Consider the following 15,655-nt stretch of genomic DNA (forward strand, 5'->3'; position numbering starts at 1 on the left):
TCCTCCTTATTTCATCATTGGAATGTTAACGCCTTTTTCTTTCGCAGTTTCCACAGCTAAGTCATATCCAGCATCCACGTGACGAACAACACCCATACCAGGGTCAGAAGTTAATACGCGCTCAATACGTTTTGCTGCTGCTTCTGTTCCATCTGCAACGATAACCATTCCAGCGTGAAGTGAATAACCCATACCAACGCCGCCACCGTGGTGAACAGATACCCAGCTTGCACCGTTTACACTGTTAATTAATGCATTTAAAATTGGCCAGTCTGCTACTGCATCACTACCATCTTTCATCGCTTCTGTTTCACGGTTTGGAGATGCTACTGATCCGCAATCTAAATGGTCACGACCGATTACGATTGGTGCTGATAATTCACCATTTGCCACCATTTCATTAATAATGCGACCAAATTTCGCGCGCTCACCGTAACCTAACCAACAAATACGTGATGGAAGACCTTGGAATTCAACTTGCTGACGAGCCATACGAATCCAGTTACATAAATGCTCATTATCAGCGAACTCGCGTAAAATTACTTCGTCTGTTTTATAAATATCTTCTGGATCACCAGAAAGTGCTACCCAGCGGAACGGTCCTTTTCCTTCACAGAATAATGGACGGATAAATGCTGGAACAAATCCTGGGAAATCGAAAGCATTTTTCAAACCTTCATCGAAAGCAACTTGGCGAATGTTATTTCCATAATCAAATGTAATTGCGCCTTTTTCTTGCATTGCAAGCATTGCTTCTACATGTTTTGTCATACTTTCTTTTGATAATTGTACGTAACGTTCTGGATCTTCTTCACGAAGTTTCGCTGCTTCTTCTAACGTATAACCTACTGGAATATAACCGTTTAATGGATCATGAGCTGAAGTTTGATCCGTAACTAAGTCAGGGATAATATTACGATTTACTAACTCAGGTAAAATTTCTGCTGCATTACCTAATAATCCAATTGAAATAGGCTCTTTCTTCTCTTTATACTCGTTTGCAATAGCCAATGCTTCTTCTAATGATTCTGTATACTTATCACAATATCTCTTTTCAATACGACGATCGATACTACGCTTATCTACATCAATCGCAATTACAACACCGCCATTCATCGTTACAGCAAGAGGTTGTGCACCACCCATACCACCTAAACCAGCAGTAAGTGTTAATGTACCTTTTAATGAACCATCGAAATGTTGACGAGCTGCTTCGCCAAATGTTTCATATGTTCCTTGTAAAATTCCTTGTGTTCCAATGTAAATCCAGCTACCTGCTGTCATTTGTCCGTACATCATAAGACCTTTTTTCTCTAGTTCACGGAAGTGATCCCAGTTCGCCCATTTTGGTACTAAGTTTGAGTTCGCTAACAGTACGCGAGGCGCATCTTCATGTGATTTGAAAATTGCAACTGGTTTTCCTGATTGAACAAGTAACGTTTCATCACTTTCCAACGTTTTTAATGAATCTACAATCGCCTGATAGCTTTCCCAGTTACGAGCTGCACGGCCAATTCCACCATATACAACTAATTCTTCTGGTTTTTCAGCAACTTCAGGATCTAAATTGTTCATTAGCATACGAAGTGCAGCCTCTTGAACCCACCCTTTCGTTTGTAACTCAGTACCTCTTGGCGCACGAATTGTTTGTTTTACTTTTTCCATTTCAATCTCTCCCTTTTCTCGTTTTATAGTGCTGCGTTTACATCCAATCTTTCTTTTATCGAATAATTCGTTTTTAACCAATGTGCAATATTTTCAATATCCGTTGAGAAGATGCGATCATTTGTAATAGATGGTACTTGCTGACGCCCTTGATGGTAGAAGCTCTTCGTCACTGTACTCATGTTTTCAATCCCGCGATATTCTGCCGCTTGCATCGCACAAATCATCTCAATTGAAAGAACACGTCTTGCATTTTGAATAATTTGATGTGCATGGCGTGAAGCAATTGTTCCCATACTTACGTGATCTTCTTGGTTAGCTGACGACGGGATTGAATCTACACTCGCTGGATGTGCTAATGTTTTATTTTCAGAAACAAGTGATGCTGCTGCATACTGCATAATCATCACACCAGACTGTAGTCCTGGTTCTGGACTTAAAAATGGTGGTAAATCATTTAATTGCGGGTTTACTAAGCGCTCAATACGGCGCTCCGAAATATTTGCAAGTTCCGCCATTCCTACTTTTAAGAAGTCCATCGCAAACGCAATCGGTTGACCGTGGAAGTTACCACCTGAAATTACTTTTTCCCCGCCATCAAAGATTAGCGGATTATCTGTTGCGGCATTCATTTCAATTTCTAATTTTTCTTTCACATAATTCAAAACTTGCCAAGAAGCACCGTGTACTTGCGGGATACAACGAAGTGAATAGGCATCCTGTACACGTAGTTCTCCTTGTTTTGTTGTTAACTTACTATCATGAAGAATGTCACGAATTCTGCTTGCTACATCCACTTGCTCTTTATAACCACGTGCTTTATGAACATTTTCATCAAATGCATCAATAATGCCTTGTAACCCTTCAATTGTCATCGAAGCAATTAGTTCAGCTTGATACGCCGTTGCTTCTGCTTCTATATAAGAAAGAACTCCTTGCGCTGTCATCGCCTGCGTACCATTAATTAATGCAAGACCTTCTTTCGCTTCAAGTTCAATTGGCTCAAGCCCTTCTTCTGTAAGAGCAACCATTGCATGAACGCGTTTCCCCTTATAGAACACTTCACCTTCGCCTAATAATACGAGCGCAAGATGAGATAAAGGTGCCAAATCTCCACTCGCACCAAGTGAACCTTGTTGCGGAACGACTGGGTGAATCTTACGGTTTACAAACTCAAGAAGCATATTTACAACGAGCGGTCTAACACCAGATACTCCTTTAAGCATCGTGTTCGCTCGTAAAATTAACATACCGCGTGATACTTCTTCTGGGAATGGATCGCCTATCCCACATGCATGTGACTGAATTAAATTATGCTGAAGTGCCTTTACATCATCTTTTTGGATAAGCACATCACTAAATTTTCCAAATCCAGTTGTAATACCGTAAACGACTTTTCCGTCTTCTACGATTTTCTCAACTACTTCGCGGCATTCTGCTACCTTTTGCATACTAGTTGGACAAGCTGTTACACCTTCTCCTTCAAGTAATAACCTCTTCATTTCTTCAACTGTCAATGTATGTCCTGTTAACGTAATCATCATTTTTCCTCCTTAAAAAGGCAAAAGGGGACCTTATCTTTTTAAGACAGACTTCTGTCCTAAAAAAGTAAGGCCCCCTTCTAACTAATAGACTATGGGCAAATCATATGTGATTAATTCCTAAACCAATCGCCTCATGCTCAGATCCTTTTACAGGTGCACCAATCGTTCCATAAAGCGCAACAGCAACCCATTCGCCTTCTTTTTTTCCGTCGTATGGTGTACCGCGCACAATCGCAAACCGAAGTCCTACTGTACGAAGAACGTCTGCTAACTGAATTTGACCTCTCGTCACTCCGTACAAAGCTTCCATAATTGCATGATAAAGTGCATGTGTTTCTCTGTAAACGTCTGTTTCAATAACTTGGTTGCTCTTAGCCGCTGTTTCCATTGCTGCGACAACCTTTTGCGAATTCATCGAACCCACTTTCCCCGTACAATACTTCCAACCTTTTGGAATGGATAATACAGGACTTTCATTTTCATCCGCAAGTGCCAACAGCATGGCCATACGACCAATTCGATGTGTTCCTTGAAGAAGCATGTGACTCTCTCATTTCTTTTGAATTATTTGAATATTACTTAATTTAAGAATATATGAAAACGGTTAAATCGTCAATAGTTTAAACTCACATTCAAACAATTTTTTCATCCCCTCCATTTGTGCACACAAATTATTTACACAATTTTTCCAAGCATGCTATAGTCTCACTAACAGATGCAAAGGGGCGAGATTTCAATGACGAAGCGAAAAGATATTCATTTTCGAATTGAAGAAAAATTACTTGCAAGGTTTGAAACTGCACTCCATTACGAAGGTTTAAAGAAAACCGACGTATTAACACATGCGATTCAGCAATTTTGCACGAAGGTGGAATGTGAAAAAATGAATGATGTAAAACGTCAATATAACGTTAGCAACCATTTACAAACACGCATCGACACACATACACATTACGAAGAAAAACACGTAGATTTAGATACGATTGTCATTAAACATTTACAACTTCAAGGGGAAGAAAACATATTAGAGGTTGGATGTGCTAGTGGAAAATTCCTTTCCCTTTTACAAACAAATGGTCATAAAGGCCCATTAACCGGATTGGATCAATCCGAAGCTATGCTTGCTGAGGCTGCTAAGACAAATAACTTAATAGAATGGAAACGAGGGGATGCTAGTAAACTCCCTTTCGAAACAAATTATTATGACCTAATAATCGCAAGACATATGTTATATCACATGAAAGATGTTGAAAAAACAATTCAAGGATTCCATAAAGTAATTCGTCCCGGCGGCTCACTTTTAGCTACAACAAATTCTAGCGTTACACTACCTCGTATAGTTGAAATGTGTAACCGCATGTTAGACGCATTTGATTTACCGAAAACAACATCATCAGTCACTCCATTTTGTTTAGAAAACGGTAAAGAGATATTACAATCCGTTTTTCCAACTGTTGAAGAAACAGTTATTCATAATGCGCTCGTTTTTCATCATGCTACTCCAATAGTAAACTATATTTCTAGCATGTTTCCGTCGCTAAATATACCTGATAATACATATCTTCACGCGGAAATGAAGGAATGGCTAAAAGAAGAAGTAGAAAATGAATTATCACTTCATAACGGTATATGGCGCGATCCGAAAACGTTAGCAATTTATCGATGTCAAAAAGAAAAAAGCTAGCATTTGCTAGCTTTTACACGTTTTCTCGTAAAAGTTTCTCCATTACTACATTGCCTTTACCACCATAAAAATTGGTATTATGTTCGTCTGCCACTCCAAAATAAGAGGCAATTGCTATTCCGAATGGTACAAATGCATGCCCTTGTGCTGTAATGATATTTGAGTGTTGCACAACTTCTTTATACACGAAATTTTCTATTGGAAAACAATCGAACTTTTGATAATCTATAGTCGCAGTATAAGAAATCCCCTTAAATAAGCCCGCTTTTGCTAGCGCATACGGTCCAGCGCAAATTGCCGCCACTAATTTTTCTTGTTCATGAAATTGACGAATGATTGAAAAAAGAGATTTTGCATCTTCCAACTGTACTTCTTCTCCACCTGGAATAAGTATCCCCTCATACTCATCTACACGTACTTTACTTACTTCTATATGTGGCTGCACTTGCAACCCAGTTTCACTTATAATCAATTCTTTTGTTAAGCCCGCTGTTATGATTTCATACTTCGTTTTCAGCAATGCCGTTGCTACTGTTATTTCAAACTCTGCAAATGTTGGGTATACAAATAAAAGTATTTTTTTCATAGTCCTCTCTCCTTTAACCAGTACATAAAATATACCTCTAGATCGTCCACTGTTAATCTATTCGTATCCAAATAAGTTACAGGAAATTGTTTATACCAATCTTTTTCCGTTTCTACTAATTTAAATTGCTCCTCAAATGTACTTCGTTTTCTTGTCCTATCGTTATTTTTTCTATCATATACATTCTTTTTCGTCACATCTAAATAAAAAATGGCATCTGAACGACATTCTCTTAATTTATATAATTCACCTTTCAATTCAGCTTCTATATCCCACTCTTCCCCTATAATCGTTGGATAAAAGAGTGTAAAAAACTCAATGTCTTCTGGTCCGCGATCAAAAATTACGACTGAACCTTTCACATTTTGAAACTCCTTAATTTTTGCTTCGATAAACATTTTTTGATTTATGATAAACCCTTCTTTTGAATTCATATCCAAATTTAATTGCTTTCGCTTTTCTACAATTGGATAAGGATTTTCATATATAACCGAAAGCCCACATCTCTCTAACCTTTTAGCCAATGTTGTTTTTCCGCTAGCCATCGGCCCTTGCAGTGAAATTACGTATACCATACCTCTCATTCCCTTACACTTTAGTACACCTATAATATACAGAATTTTTAAAACTCTCAACATTATATATATCATCTTGTTTCTTATTCCTATCTAACTTATAATAAAAAATAGAGATTATGACGGACGCATCAATAATGTAAGCTTGGAAATCCAAGCTTACATTATTTTTTGCTTTCCCTTTTCGAATAAAAAGAGTATACTAGATTAGAACGTATGTTCTTAATGATTACATACAGTAAGGAGATAGAACAATGGTATACGACACAAAAGCAATTTCTTGGAATGAGTCTTTAAAACAACTTCAACGCCGCTATACAAACAAACAAGTTGACCGAAAAGAATTTGAGGATATTGAACTGATGGAATTCTTCCGCGATAACGACTACATTTCTTTACCTACACATATAAGCGGCCTATCAAAAACACGTTTTACTTCTTACTCTATTTTCACAACTGAAGATAAAGATCGTAAAGTTGGCACACTTATTATTGAGTATGTTGAAGACGATAATAATAATTTATGTGTTGAACAACTATACTTCGTTTAAACTATAACGCTTGGTCAAAATGACCAAGCGTTCTTGCTTTCTATGAATCTCACTGTATATAATATGAATAAAAGAAAACCGCTATCATTAAGGGGGGATATGCTTGCTCGAAGGATGGTTCAGTTGGTTCATTGTATTATGGACGGTTATTTTATTAGGGCTTATGTCTATCGGTGGATACTTTATGTTCAGAAAATTTTTAAAACGATTACCAAAAGAAGACGGCATGTCCATTTTGGATTGGGAAGAACACTACATAAATAAAACGAGACATTTATGGGCTGACGAACAAAAACAATTGTTAGAAGAGCTTGTAAGCCCTGTTCCAGAACTATTTCGCGATGTTGCAAAATCAAAGATTGCTGGAAAAATCGGGGAACTTGCATTACAAGAAAACGCCTCTCAAATTACACAAGACTTAATTATTAAAGGATATATCATTGCCACACCAAAGCGTGATCATAAATTTTTAATTAAAAAACTACAAGAAAAAAAGATTGATTATTCTAACTATCAATCTTTACTCGCAAAGTAACTCCATATTATTTTCGATAAAAAAGACAGCGCCTTTAACGCTGTCTTTTTATTTGGTACATATACAGTTTTTAAGTTAGCTTCATATCTTTTTCATTATAAAAACCATCTTCTTTTTCCATTTCCTTCTGTAATTTCGTAAAGGAACGGTACATTGCAATTCTCCATGACACAATCATCGCAAACGCAAGTAAGTAGAACATGCCACTAAGTTGTCCTAAATCAAGAGATTGGCTTAAGTATGTTTTAAATACAATCCGCACTACAAGTAATCCAATTAATATAAAAACAAAGGCTTTTGAACGCTTCAAATAAATCTCTTGTCCTCTAATTTCAAACTTAGATGTTTTAATAAGAAAAATAGAGAAAATCAAACCGACACCAATTGCTTCTAACATTTCTGCTGGAGTTAATCGAAATTCAGGAAAAACATACATCAATGCGCCCGTACTCATAAAAAATGGTGGAAGTATAATTTTTTTCAATGTTGCAGGTTTCTTAGCTGCTTTTAAACGAATAAACATCGCACCGACAGCCATACAAACAGCAACGATACTGGATAAAACAACTATGTTCATATTTTCTCATCCTTTTTTGTGGCTATATGCAAAATATACTTTCATTATATGCTTTTCCGTTAGTATTTCCAACATTTTCGCAGAATAATACTAAAAACCGGTAAAACCACCAAATAAACTTGAGAAATATACGATAATTTTCGTCATCCAGTTAAAGTATAGGAAGACACCCATAACAATCATAATGTATCCTCCGACTTTCATGAAGGCCATACTATTTCTTTTAATCCAAGACATTTTCGTAATAAAGAATGACAGTACGAAAAACGGGATTGCAAATCCAAGTATGTAAGCAATCATGTATATCATTGCTGATTCTGGATTTGTTGCTGCTAATCCAATTACGGACACTAGAATTGGTCCGGTACATGGCGTCCACCCTGCTGCAAAAGCTAATCCAATTAGTACTGATCCAAAATAGCCACTTGGACGATTTTTAAATGTAAATTTACGGTCTTGCATTAAAAATTTCGGCTTAAACACTCCGACAATAATTAAACCGAACACGATGATAAAGATACCACCTAACTGTCTGATTAAATCTTTATAGTCAGTAAAGATTCCTCCAATAAAACTTGTACCAAATCCAATTGCAATAAATATAATTGAAAATCCAAGTAAGAAAAACGCTGTATGTATCATACTTCTTTTGCGAAGCATTGCATTTTCTTCTTTCAATTCAGAAACCGACATACCTGTTATGTACGATAAAAATGCCGGATAAAGCGGTAAGCAACATGGGGAAATAAATGATAAGAACCCGGCGCCAAACGCTAAAAAAATACTAATATCTTGCATCATTCCACTCCTCTCCCTAAATATTGTAACAAAAACACATAAAAATACTATGAACAATTCGTGAAATCACTTTTACAACGTGGCAATAAGAAAAAACATATTTTCTCACAGTTTCTAATAAAACGTTTTCATTTCCTTCTATTATATAGAAAAAACTCAAATGCATTATGAAACTCCTTTAATTGTTATTAACATAACAAAGGTAACATAGTTTCTCAAATAATTAGCACGCTACTAGTACGCCTATTTACATATTTGTTTAAAAATTATTTTTTTCAAATGCTGTCTCTATACAATACAAAGTTGATTTTATAATACTTCTACTATTAATAATTTCAAGATTATGCATAAATATCATACTTTTATTATTATTCTATAAAATGTCATACTTTTCTTTCATTTGACCCTTTATTTCTAATTTTGTATACTTCCCTCTAGTTATATATTTTCGATACGGAACAACTTCATATAGATGGGAGGAATTTTTCATGCTTCGTTATTCTCTTTTAGTTTTATTAGGAGCGTGTAGTTATGGAATTTTAGCTATTTTTGTTAAGCTTGCATATGCAGAAGGATTTTCACTTGGAGAGGTAATTGGCAGCCAATATTTGTTCGGTTGGATTATTTTGCTTGCTATTACACTTCTATTTTCTAGACATCGCGTTCCTTTAAAGCAAGCATTACTTTTATTCGTTGCAGGAACATCTGCAAGTTTTACCGGAATTTTTTATTATGCTTCATTAAAAACTGTACCAGCTTCTATTGCAATTATTCTTTTATTCCAATTCGTTTGGGTCGGAATTATCATTGAAGCAGTCGCAACAAAAACTTTACCTTCAAGAGAAAAAGTTATTTCTGTTATTTTCTTACTTGTAGGGACATTTTTATCCAGTGGTTTACTAGAACAATCAGCAGGTGCTTTCGATACGACTGGAATCATTTTAGGTTTATTATCTGCTGTTACATTCGCAACATACATTTTCGTGAGCGGAAAAGTTGCCGTTGAAGTACCTTCATTACCGCGCGGTGTTCTCTTAATGACTGGTGCTTTAACTTTAGTCATGATTGTATTCCCACCAACATTTATTTTTAATGGTGCCATTTCTCAAGGTCTTTGGAAATACGGTTTAGGATTAGGAACATTTAGTATCGTCATTCCATCTATTGCCTTTACAATCGGGATTCCAAAAATCGGTTCTGGCTTAGCGACTATTCTTGGTGCAGCGGAACTACCAGTTACAACAATTATGTCCGTATTCGTTTTAAAAGAGGCTGTACTATCTTCACAATGGTTCGGTGTATCACTTATATTAATTGGGATTGCAATCCCGCAAATTGCATACGCAATGCGTGGACGTTATCGTAAACATCCTACGCATAAAAAAGTCGTAGCATAAAGTGAAACTTTAATTAGTTGAACCAATCGGGCTTTTATGGGATAAACGAGAGAGGATTTTCATTTGAGAATCCTCTCTTTTATTGTTGTATACTTATGGTAAATATTTTGCTGAAGAAAGAAGGCATACTACATGGTATCTATTTCAAATCAACTAAAAGAAAAACTTATTTCCATCCGTCGACATTTACATGAGTATCCAGAACTATCATATGAAGAGTTCGAAACAACAAAAGCAATAAAAAATTGGTTAGAAGAGAAAAACATTACTATCATTGATTCCAATTTAGAAACAGGAATTATCGCTGAAGTGTCTGGTAATAAAAACGGGCCAATTGTAGCAGTTCGTGCTGATATTGATGCCCTTCCTATTCAAGAAGAAACACATTTGTCCTATGCATCTAAAGTACGAGGGAAAATGCATGCTTGTGGACACGATTTTCATACAGCTGCTATTTTAGGTACTGCTTTCTTATTAAAAGAAAGAGAATCTTCCCTAAATGGAACGATTCGCTTCATATTCCAACCAGCTGAAGAAAGTAGTAATGGCGCTTGCAAAGTTATTGATGCTGGACATTTACGTAATGTGCAAGCGATTTTCGGCATGCATAATAAACCTGATTTACCAGTAGGTACAATTGGCATTAAAAATGGTCCACTGATGGCCGGAGTTGATCGATTTGAAATTGAAATTCACGGAGTTGGTACACACGCGGCTGTACCAGATGCTGGCGTAGATCCTATTGTCGCATCCTCTCAACTTGTGATGGCACTGCAAACAATTGTAAGCCGAAATATAAGTTCATCTCATAATGCGGTTGTTAGTGTTACAAATATTCATGCAGGAAATACGTGGAACGTGATTCCTGAAAAAGCTACGTTAGAAGGAACGATTCGCACGTTCCAAGCTGAAACACGTGAAAAGATCCCAGCACTCATGGAGCGTATTATTAAAGGTGTATCTGATGCATTAGGTGTAAAAACGGAATTCCGTTTTTTTTCAGGTCCTCCTGCTGTTCACAACGATAAAGCTCTTACAGACTTATCTACTCAAGTTGCCACAAAGATGAACCTTAATATCATCTCGCCTAGTCCGTCAATGGCTGGAGAAGATTTTTCATTTTACCAACAGGAAATACCAGGTTCATTCGTCTTTATGGGAACGAGCGGTACACATGAATGGCATCATCCTGCTTTTACAATTAATGAAGAGGCACTGCCTATAAGTGCCGAATACTTTGCTTTACTAGCCGAAAGAGCACTTAAACAATTCTCATAAAAAAAGCCGTTCGAAGTGCATCTCAGCACCCTGAACGGCTTTTCTTATTAAGTTAAATCACGTTTTAAAAACACAGTATATGAAATACATAAAAATACGAACAAATAAAGTAGTAACATACATGATGCAAACGGGAATGTTACTCCATCAATAAAACTTCCATTCTTTGAAATACTATATAAATCTGTGTTTGCTGGCAATAAATATTTCGCCCAGTTATATCTAGTGGCTGCTAATAACGCAATATTGCCTGATAAAGCAAGGAATAGTGAAATACCAATTGCACCTCCACTAGATCTCGTTAACACAGAAATCATAAATGCAAACGATGCATACACAACCGTTGGTAACCACGATAAAACATAATATTTACTTGCTTCCACAAAAATATTTTGTTTTATTATATTTCCATCTTGGAAAATAAACTCACTCCATGCAGGCTGTTGGAATTTATAAATAACAAGTCCACATAAAGCGGAGAAAATCATATTAAATATAAACAATAAAGCTGCAAATATAACGATTGCTAAAAACTTTGCTGTTAAAATTTTAAATCGACTCGCCGGACGGATTGTTAAAAATTTATATGTTCCCCAGCTATATTCATTCGCAAAAATTGTACTTGCATACACGAGGATAAATGGGAGCAAAATTGGAAATACGATAAAACCTGTATCTCTCATGAAAGAAAGTGGAGAACTGCTTGCCGGTGCTGTATCCGTATCTAAATGCTTCATCTTAAGCTGGTATTCTTTTACAAGCTCATCCCCTGATTTTTCTGCTAAAATAGCCTCTTTTTTCATGCCAAGCTTTTTCTCAATTTCTACAGTACGTTCTGTATAATCTACTTTCCATCCTTTTGTTTCCGGTTCAAAATACTTTACCGTAACCCACCCTAATCCGATTATTAATACTGCAATAACCGCAAATGGAATAATCGTTCGCTTCCGCTTAAATATTTTATACAGTTCGTTATATACTAAATTAAACAATATCTTTTCCCCCTGTTAATTCTAAAAATTGCTCTTCTAACGTTTTTCTTTCTTCATATACACGATACACTTGAATATTTTTCTCAAGCAATGTACGAATAACATTTGGGATTTCTTCATCTTTTACGTTAATAATTAATTCATTATCCTTTACTAAAACATCATGCCCTAACATTTCCGCTGCTTTATTCGCATCATCTACACGTATACGGATCGTCTCCATCTCTTCACTTTGACTATGCTGAATATTTTGCGTAGCCACATATTCCCCGTGCTGAATAATGATAACTCTGTCACACATTAATTCAACTTCTGAAAGTAAGTGACTTGATACAAGTACAGCTTTTCCTTGTTCATGTGCAATTTTTTTTATATACATTCTCATTTCATGTATTCCACTAGGGTCTAATCCATTCGTCGGTTCATCTAGTACCAACACATCCGGATCGTGAATAAGCGCCTGAGCGATTCCTAAACGTTGTCTCATGCCGAGTGAATATGCCTTTACTTTACGATTAATTACTTGTCCCATTCCTAACAATTTCACTACTTCATCGATACGCTCTTCGGTCACATTACCATTCATTCGTCCGAAATATGTTAAATTTTCATACCCGCTCAAAAAAGGATAAAATTCGGGTGTCTCAATTACCGCCCCAATTTTCGCAGCGGTTTTTTCAAATTGCTGTTTCACAGATTGACCATCAATCCATACTTCACCTTCTGTCATACGGATCATACCAACCATCATTCTCATTAAAGTCGTTTTTCCAGCACCGTTTGGTCCGAGTAAACCGACAACCTCGCCTTTTTTCACTTCAAAACTAATATTTTGTACAAGTGTCTTTGAGCCGATTCGCTTCGTTAACCGATCGACTTTTACAATTGATTGTTCATTTGTCATTCTATACAACCTTTCCTTCCCATTCTTTGTCAGGTCTTTTCACTGTAACATGATTATTTTTACGTGTAAAATAGAAAAAAGCATGATTTCTCATGCCCTTTCTTTAAACCGCAACGAATTTTCATCTTTTAAACTTCGAACAAATCGATAACATTGCATCATCGATATTAAAACGACAGTCATCATAATTACACTAATAATTACAACTGCATATATTGTAATTGGCGCACTATTTACTCCTTGTATCCCTGCGATTTTCATAAAGATAACCGTAAATAATTTTAAAAATAACATCCCATTAACTAATCCAAAAACAAACGCTGCTCCATAAATGAATAATTGCTCCTGACATAATAAACATAGTACTTCTTTTCTTTTTATATTTTCTGCTACATAAGATGTAAACTCCTCTCTCCTCACTAGCAAAAGGGAGTACATCATTTTATATGTAGTAAAAATACATATGAAAATTAGTACAATAAACAGTGTGTAAAAATACATTTGAAATACAAATGCATCCCCTACTTTCAAAATAGCTCCTTCATTAAATTGTAACGATATCATAAAAAACAAAATCATAGTACTCATAGCAATCCACATAAATTGCTTCATCCTTTTGGTAGCAAATGTTCTAATATTTTTTCTCGCTAACCGACATAAAGACATAAAATTCTTCCCCTACCTTATTACATACGCATTCTATACTACTAGTGTATAAAAATATGACATTTTAAACATCGCACTACAATCGGAATTTCTTCTAAGTCTTTAGTCCTAGAAAACGAAATGATAAAAAATCACATTTAAAATATAATTGTAAAAAGGAGGAGATTGCATGCGTATAAAATTACTATCAATCTTGTGTTTATTATTACTCACAAGTTGTAGCCAAATAAAAAACAATGAAGTTGCCATTGTTGAGCCATACAAATTAACAAAAGAGCAAGCTTCTATTTTACAAATGACTCCTTTTCAAGAAGGAAATAGCATGTTTTATAACGTTACTCTTAAAAATGATAAAGATGAAATAAATGCTACAATTGATTATTATAACAATGGTAAAAAAACAAAAGAAATTGCTAATATAGCTACCTCACATTTTTCAAAAAAGAAAGTAAAGCTTTCTTTTTTACCACCACATTTCCAATTCGATAAAGATATACAAGAAAAAAGGCAGTGGTATCTGAATATTGAAGGTGGTTCAACACTTGTTCCTGAAGAAGCGCCACCAAGCGTAAATAGCTCTGCAACTACTACAATCCAATCTATAAAAAATTTAAAATACAATCAAAAAACAACTTTAGCTGCTGTAATCCAAACCAGTAAAGAAACTGTAAGCGTTCCTACCATTGATGAAGAAACAGGTATTGATCTACTCTTAAAAGAAAATGAACACGTTTATCTATTTAGTATCGAGCTAAAAAAAGAACAATAAAGCGGAAATGCAACTTAAGTTGCATTTCCGCTTTATTGTTTAATAAGGTGTACTTTTATGAATTTGAATTAAATCCATATTCTGTTACTACTATTGCTCATCTTCTACTTCTATTCTTTTCTTCTCTCTTGCAATTTTTAAAAACTCTAGTAGCTCTGGATTACTATTCATTTTTTTGTAAGCCACTGACATTTCTGCAACAAAATTAGAATCATATAACTCTTTATATACAACTTCTGTTTTATATAACTTATTTGCCGACACGGGTATTACTGTAATTCCAATCCCTGCTGCTACAAGCCCCATAACTGTTTGATACTCTGTTGCTTCTTGTACAATACGCGGACTAAATCCAACTTCTCTGCAAAGAGATAAAATTGTATCATACAAAGCTGGCCATACTGGTCTCGTAATAAATACAAACGGCTCATCTCGTAAATCTTCTATATGTATTTCATCTTTCTCTGCAAGTGGATGTGCCTTTGGTAAACATAAGGTGCAAGATAACCTTTGAATTGGCTCTAATTCTAATAATTGTGTTGGAATTGGTGGACGTAAAAAGCCAATATCGATACGGTTATCATGAAGTGCATGAACTTGATCTGGTGTTGACAATTCATGTAATGCAACAGACACTCTCGGAAATTTTTTTCTATATTCCCTAACAATTGATGGTAAAATATCATATATCGCCGCACCTACAAAACCAATTGAAAGTGATCCTACTTCTCCCCTTTGCGCACTTTGTGCAACTTCTACTGCTTTTTCAATTTGTTCAAACGCCTTTTTTACTTCTTTTAAAAACATTTCTCCTGCTTCTGTTAGTTCAACCTTTCTTTTCGTTCTTGAAAATAATGTAACTCCCATTTCTTTTTCTAATTGCTGTATTTGTTGACTAAGTGGTGGTTGTGTCATTTGTAAACGAGCAGCCGCCCGTCCAAAGTGTAACTCTTCTGCCACAACAACAAAATATTGCAAATGCCGTAATTCCATTTTTGGACACCCTTTTCACTTTCGATTAATATGTCTAATATATTAATAACATATAATTTATATATTAGACAAATATTTTGAATGAACGTATAGTAGAAATTGTTAATTCTTTTTTACAATTTTTATGTAAAAAAAGAAAGA

At 35.5% G+C, this 15,655-nt stretch carries 18 protein-coding genes; 6 read left to right on the forward strand and 12 right to left on the reverse strand.

The genetic code is table 11. The features are described from left to right. Positions 1–6 precede the first annotated feature (6 nt). The 3 genes from hutU to hutP form a co-directional block, all read right to left on the reverse strand. Entirely contained in the window at positions 7–1,665 is a 1,659-nt protein-coding gene (hutU, locus tag BUA87_RS27155; protein WP_071731651.1) for a urocanate hydratase, read from the reverse strand. A gap of 23 nt (positions 1,666–1,688) precedes the next feature. After that, positions 1,689–3,206 (reverse strand): histidine ammonia-lyase, encoded by a 1,518-nt coding sequence (hutH, locus tag BUA87_RS27160; protein WP_072941418.1) that lies wholly within the window; start codon positions 3,204–3,206, stop codon positions 1,689–1,691. 103 nt (positions 3,207–3,309) lie between these two features. Continuing rightward, positions 3,310–3,750 (reverse strand): hut operon transcriptional regulator HutP, encoded by a 441-nt coding sequence (gene hutP, locus BUA87_RS27165; RefSeq protein ID WP_000926516.1) that lies wholly within the window; start codon positions 3,748–3,750, stop codon positions 3,310–3,312. 195 nt (positions 3,751–3,945) lie between these two features. On the opposite strand from hutP, the gene BUA87_RS27170 reads away from it, so the two are divergent. Then, positions 3,946–4,893 (forward strand): class I SAM-dependent methyltransferase, encoded by a 948-nt coding sequence (locus BUA87_RS27170; RefSeq protein WP_071731652.1) that lies wholly within the window; start codon positions 3,946–3,948, stop codon positions 4,891–4,893. Positions 4,894–4,906: 13 nt separating this feature from the next. Here the strand turns inward: BUA87_RS27170 and BUA87_RS27175 are convergent, their stop codons facing one another. After that, positions 4,907–5,479: a DJ-1/PfpI family protein gene (locus tag BUA87_RS27175; protein ID WP_071714697.1), complete on the reverse strand. Its 573-nt coding sequence runs from the start codon at positions 5,477–5,479 to the stop codon at positions 4,907–4,909. Further along, the gene (locus BUA87_RS27180) at positions 5,476–6,063 is read right to left on the reverse strand and encodes an AAA family ATPase (protein WP_072941421.1); all 588 of its coding nucleotides are present in this window, start codon (positions 6,061–6,063) and stop codon (positions 5,476–5,478) included. Before BUA87_RS27180 ends, BUA87_RS27175 begins: the two co-directional genes overlap by 4 nt. A 245-nt stretch (positions 6,064–6,308) precedes the next feature. Between BUA87_RS27180 and BUA87_RS27190 the strand changes: the two genes are divergently transcribed. After that, positions 6,309–6,605, forward strand: coding sequence for a hypothetical protein (locus tag BUA87_RS27190; protein ID WP_000262400.1), 297 nt, complete (start codon positions 6,309–6,311; stop codon positions 6,603–6,605). A gap of 103 nt (positions 6,606–6,708) precedes the next feature. Beyond that, positions 6,709–7,140 (forward strand): DUF2621 domain-containing protein, encoded by a 432-nt coding sequence (locus tag BUA87_RS27195; protein ID WP_000889371.1) that lies wholly within the window; start codon positions 6,709–6,711, stop codon positions 7,138–7,140. Between the two features lie 70 nt (positions 7,141–7,210). Here BUA87_RS27195 and BUA87_RS27200 read toward each other — a convergent pair whose 3' ends face one another. From BUA87_RS27200 to BUA87_RS32185, 3 genes are all read right to left on the reverse strand, one after another. Beyond that, positions 7,211–7,717 carry a CcdC family protein gene (locus BUA87_RS27200; protein ID WP_065229208.1) on the reverse strand — a complete coding sequence of 169 codons (507 nt, stop codon included), beginning with the start codon at positions 7,715–7,717 and terminating at the stop codon, positions 7,211–7,213. A gap of 90 nt (positions 7,718–7,807) precedes the next feature. Beyond that, positions 7,808–8,515, reverse strand: a complete 708-nt coding sequence (ccdA, locus tag BUA87_RS27205) for a cytochrome c-type biogenesis protein CcdA (protein ID WP_001152676.1) — start codon at positions 8,513–8,515, stop codon at positions 7,808–7,810. Between the two features lie 16 nt (positions 8,516–8,531). Continuing rightward, on the reverse strand, positions 8,532–8,681 hold the full coding sequence (locus BUA87_RS32185) for a hypothetical protein (protein WP_002152557.1): 150 nt from the start codon (positions 8,679–8,681) through the stop codon (positions 8,532–8,534). 322 nt (positions 8,682–9,003) lie between these two features. Between BUA87_RS32185 and BUA87_RS27215 the strand changes: the two genes are divergently transcribed. Both BUA87_RS27215 and BUA87_RS27220 read left to right on the forward strand, forming a co-directional pair. After that, positions 9,004–9,912 carry an EamA family transporter gene (locus BUA87_RS27215; RefSeq protein WP_072941424.1) on the forward strand — a complete coding sequence of 303 codons (909 nt, stop codon included), beginning with the start codon at positions 9,004–9,006 and terminating at the stop codon, positions 9,910–9,912. A 132-nt stretch (positions 9,913–10,044) separates the two neighbouring features. Then, a complete protein-coding gene (locus tag BUA87_RS27220; RefSeq protein ID WP_065224084.1) occupies positions 10,045–11,190 on the forward strand; it encodes a M20 peptidase aminoacylase family protein in 1,146 nt (381 codons plus the stop codon). Between the two features lie 47 nt (positions 11,191–11,237). On the opposite strand, the gene BUA87_RS27225 is transcribed toward BUA87_RS27220, so the two are convergent. The 3 genes from BUA87_RS27225 to BUA87_RS27235 all read right to left on the reverse strand — a co-directional run bounded on the left by BUA87_RS27225 (position 11,238) and on the right by BUA87_RS27235 (position 13,752). Further along, positions 11,238–12,182, reverse strand: a complete 945-nt coding sequence (locus BUA87_RS27225; protein ID WP_000482759.1) for an ABC transporter permease — start codon at positions 12,180–12,182, stop codon at positions 11,238–11,240. Continuing rightward, positions 12,175–13,086, reverse strand: coding sequence for an ABC transporter ATP-binding protein (locus tag BUA87_RS27230; RefSeq protein WP_000180626.1), 912 nt, complete (start codon positions 13,084–13,086; stop codon positions 12,175–12,177). Before BUA87_RS27230 ends, BUA87_RS27225 begins: the two co-directional genes overlap by 8 nt. A gap of 90 nt (positions 13,087–13,176) precedes the next feature. After that, positions 13,177–13,752, reverse strand: a complete 576-nt coding sequence (locus BUA87_RS27235; protein ID WP_065229209.1) for an ABC transporter permease — start codon at positions 13,750–13,752, stop codon at positions 13,177–13,179. Positions 13,753–13,921: 169 nt separating this feature from the next. Between BUA87_RS27235 and BUA87_RS27240 the strand changes: the two genes are divergently transcribed. Continuing rightward, positions 13,922–14,521 (forward strand): hypothetical protein, encoded by a 600-nt coding sequence (locus BUA87_RS27240; RefSeq protein WP_023522779.1) that lies wholly within the window; start codon positions 13,922–13,924, stop codon positions 14,519–14,521. Positions 14,522–14,611: 90 nt separating this feature from the next. On the opposite strand, the gene alsR is transcribed toward BUA87_RS27240, so the two are convergent. Then, positions 14,612–15,514 (reverse strand): acetoin biosynthesis transcriptional regulator AlsR, encoded by a 903-nt coding sequence (alsR, locus tag BUA87_RS27245; protein WP_000423235.1) that lies wholly within the window; start codon positions 15,512–15,514, stop codon positions 14,612–14,614. Positions 15,515–15,655: the final 141 nt, after the last annotated feature.

It is taken from the genome of Bacillus sp. bc15 (genome assembly GCF_900142585.1).
Lineage (GTDB): Bacteria > Bacillota > Bacilli > Bacillales > Bacillaceae_G > Bacillus_A > Bacillus_A cereus.

Excerpts from the sequence above, each read along its gene's own strand:
- BUA87_RS27200 (WP_065229208.1), bottom strand. The coding sequence starts at position 7,717 with ATGAACATAGTTGTTTTATCCAGTATCGTTGCTGTTTGTATGGCTGTC.
- BUA87_RS27230 (WP_000180626.1), bottom strand. The coding sequence starts at position 13,086 with ATGACAAATGAACAATCAATTGTAAAAGTCGATCGGTTAACGAAGCGA.
- BUA87_RS27175 (WP_071714697.1), bottom strand. The coding sequence starts at position 5,479 with ATGAAAAAAATACTTTTATTTGTATACCCAACATTTGCAGAGTTTGAA.
- BUA87_RS27235 (WP_065229209.1), bottom strand. The coding sequence starts at position 13,752 with ATGTCTTTATGTCGGTTAGCGAGAAAAAATATTAGAACATTTGCTACC.
- BUA87_RS27220 (WP_065224084.1), top strand. The coding sequence starts at position 10,045 with ATGGTATCTATTTCAAATCAACTAAAAGAAAAACTTATTTCCATCCGT.
- alsR (WP_000423235.1), bottom strand. The coding sequence starts at position 15,514 with ATGGAATTACGGCATTTGCAATATTTTGTTGTTGTGGCAGAAGAGTTA.
- ccdA (WP_001152676.1), bottom strand. The coding sequence starts at position 8,515 with ATGCAAGATATTAGTATTTTTTTAGCGTTTGGCGCCGGGTTCTTATCA.
- BUA87_RS32185 (WP_002152557.1), bottom strand. The coding sequence starts at position 8,681 with ATGCATTTGAGTTTTTTCTATATAATAGAAGGAAATGAAAACGTTTTA.
- BUA87_RS27190 (WP_000262400.1), top strand. The coding sequence starts at position 6,309 with ATGGTATACGACACAAAAGCAATTTCTTGGAATGAGTCTTTAAAACAA.
- BUA87_RS27180 (WP_072941421.1), bottom strand. The coding sequence starts at position 6,063 with ATGAGAGGTATGGTATACGTAATTTCACTGCAAGGGCCGATGGCTAGC.
- BUA87_RS27240 (WP_023522779.1), top strand. The coding sequence starts at position 13,922 with ATGCGTATAAAATTACTATCAATCTTGTGTTTATTATTACTCACAAGT.
- hutU (WP_071731651.1), bottom strand. The coding sequence starts at position 1,665 with ATGGAAAAAGTAAAACAAACAATTCGTGCGCCAAGAGGTACTGAGTTA.
- BUA87_RS27215 (WP_072941424.1), top strand. The coding sequence starts at position 9,004 with ATGCTTCGTTATTCTCTTTTAGTTTTATTAGGAGCGTGTAGTTATGGA.
- BUA87_RS27170 (WP_071731652.1), top strand. The coding sequence starts at position 3,946 with ATGACGAAGCGAAAAGATATTCATTTTCGAATTGAAGAAAAATTACTT.
- hutP (WP_000926516.1), bottom strand. The coding sequence starts at position 3,750 with ATGCTTCTTCAAGGAACACATCGAATTGGTCGTATGGCCATGCTGTTG.
- hutH (WP_072941418.1), bottom strand. The coding sequence starts at position 3,206 with ATGATTACGTTAACAGGACATACATTGACAGTTGAAGAAATGAAGAGG.